This is a genomic window from Saccharothrix tamanrassetensis, assembly GCF_014203665.1.
In the GTDB taxonomy this organism is placed as follows: Bacteria; Actinomycetota; Actinomycetes; order Mycobacteriales; family Pseudonocardiaceae; genus Actinosynnema; species Actinosynnema tamanrassetense.
Window position 1 is genome coordinate 1 of record NZ_JACHJN010000027.1, and the last position, 2424, is coordinate 2424.

At 71.0% G+C, this 2424-nt stretch carries 2 protein-coding genes and 1 pseudogene; 1 reads left to right on the top strand and 2 read right to left on the bottom strand.

Translation table 11 applies throughout. From position 1 onward, the window contains the following. Positions 1-221: pseudogene (locus tag FHS29_RS36150) on the bottom strand (transposase); the annotation flags it as partial. 76 nt (positions 222-297) lie between these two features. Beyond that, positions 298-1161, bottom strand: coding sequence for an enoyl-CoA hydratase/isomerase family protein (locus FHS29_RS36155; protein ID WP_184699237.1), 864 nt, complete (start codon positions 1159-1161; stop codon positions 298-300). 101 nt (positions 1162-1262) lie between these two features. On the opposite strand from FHS29_RS36155, the gene FHS29_RS36160 reads away from it, so the two are divergent. Further along, entirely contained in the window at positions 1263-2261 is a 999-nt protein-coding gene (locus tag FHS29_RS36160) for an AraC family transcriptional regulator (protein ID WP_184699239.1), read from the top strand. Positions 2262-2424 lie beyond the last annotated feature (163 nt).

The following is a 2424-nucleotide window of genomic DNA, read 5'->3' on the forward strand; positions in this document are numbered from 1 at the left end:
GTGTCGTCCACCGCGAACGCGTCCGGATCCACGAAGTCCCGGGCCCACACCGCCAACCGACGCCGGACTTCGACGTGATCCCACGTCGAAGTGGTGACGAACTGCTGGAGCCGCTGGTGGTCCACCCCGAGGCGCTCGCCCATCGGCTGCATCGACTTGCGCTTGCCGTCCGACAACAGGCCACGCAGGTACAATTCGCCCTTGCCCCGCTGGTCGCGACGGGCGAACCAGCGCCATCTCCTCTGGCCTCACCGCCCCAGAAGATCACACCCCAACACTCGACCTAACGAAGTCCTACTAGGCGATGCGGTCGAGCAGTCCTTCGAGGTCCCGCTCGCCGTCGCGGGTCTGCACGCCTGCGGCGAGTTGCCGGCGTGCGGTGGCGACGACCTCGTCGCTGAACAGCGCGTACAGCGAGGCGTTCTCCACCTTGTACGCCTCGTGCGGGATGCCCGGCGCCACCGCGTCGACGGTGCTCTTGATCTCGGCGACGACCTTGGGGCGTACGCGTGCGATCCGGCGTGCCAGGGCGTCGACGAACGCGTCCAGGTCGGCGGCGGGCAGGGCGCGGTTGACCAGGCCGTACCGCTCGGCCACCTCGGCGTCCACGAGCTGCCCGCCGACGACCAGTTCCAGGGCCCGGGCCCGCCCGACCAGGCGGGTCGTGTTCAGCGTGCCGCCGCCACCGGGGAGGATGCCCAGCAGCGACTCGGGCTGGGCCTGACCCGAGCGGCCGATCGCCGCGAACCTCATGTCGAGGGACATGAGGAACTCGTTGCCGGCGCCGCGCGCGAAGCCGGCGATCTTGCCGATGGTGATCTGCGGAAGAGCGCGCACCTCCACGCCCAACGCCTGGATGATGTTCAGGCCGTCCGGAACCGGCGTGTCCGGCGCGGCGGCGAGCGCGGCGCGGGTGGCAGCGGGCAGGGCGTCCGGGTCGGTGAGGTAGCCCATGTCGCCGTGCGCACTGAAGAACTCTTCGTCGGCGCTCTGGAACACGATGACGCGCACGGCCGCGTCGTCGCGAACCTGCCGCACGAACCCGCGCAGCGAGGGCAGCAGCACGCCGTCCATGAGGTTGAGGGGCGGATGGTCGAGGGTCACGGTCGCGACCCCATCGGCGACGTTGACGGTGAGGCCGGTCCAGTCGTGATAGTTCATGACATGAACCGTATGTATCGGATGCTGAGCCAAGCAATGTTCACATCTCGCAATATATTGATTAATTGCCTCAGCCTCTGGCAGGAAGCTACCGTGGCACGGTGGATCCCTTCAGTGACGTGCTGGACGTCTCGGGCGTCAAGGGGGCGCTGAGCACCCGCATCGAGGCCGGCGGTCGCTGGGCGGTCGTCCTGGACGACTATCCGGGGGCTGCCCTGCACGCGGTGACCGCGGGCCGGGCCTGGCTCACGGTGCCGGGCAGCGAGCCGGTGGAGCTGGCCAGCGACGACGTCGTGCTGCTTCCGGCCGGCACCCCGCACGGCCTCGGCGACGAGCCTGGGGATCCGGAGGGGACCGGCAGGTGCGAGCACGCCACGGCCCGCGGGCGCGGCGACGGTGATCTGATCCGGCTCGGGTCGTCGCCGGCCACCACCCGGATCGTGACCATCCACTACGACTGCGATCCGGCCGCGCTCACGCAGGTGCTGGCGATCCTGCCCGGCATCGTGCACGTGCGGGCGGAGACCGGCACGACCGGCCTGGACGACACCGTGCGCATGCTCGCCCGGGAGCTTGCCCACCCGCAGATCGCCACCCGGACGGTCCTCAAGAGCCTGGTCGACGTGGTGCTGGTGCAGATGCTGCGAGCCTGGCTGGCCGAGGATCCCCCGGCCTGCCTCGGCACGTGGCTGGGCGCGCTCCACGACCCCGTGGTCGGCAAGGCGCTCGAATGCCTGCACGAGGACCCGGCGACGCCGTGGACGACGGCGACGCTGGCGGCGGCCATCTCGGTCTCCAGGGCGACCCTCGCGCGTCGGTTCCCGGCGGCCACCGGCGCGACCCCAGCCGCGTACCTGGCGAACTGGCGGATGGATTTGGCCGCGGTCCGCTTGCGCGACACGCACGACTCCCTGGAGGCGATCGCCTCCGCCGTCGGGTACGGGTCGGTGCCGGCGTTCTCCCGCGCATTCACCCGTGCCCACGGGCGGACTCCGGGCCGCTACCGGAGCGAGGCACGCACCCGCCGCGTGCCGGCCTTCCGGCTGCACCAGCCGTTGCCGTCGAGCCTCAGGGTCGACGCGGGCCGAGCCGGTGCCTAGGCCACTGCTAGTGGTTCCGGTCGCTGGTTCATCGGGGTCTGAGGTCGTTCACCGCGTCGGCAGGTAGGCGAGGTCCGGGTCACTGGCCTGCAGCTGCCGTTCGTCGCGGGCACGGTCGGGATGCTCCTCAGCGTGCACGCGGTGACGGACTGGGCGTCAGCGG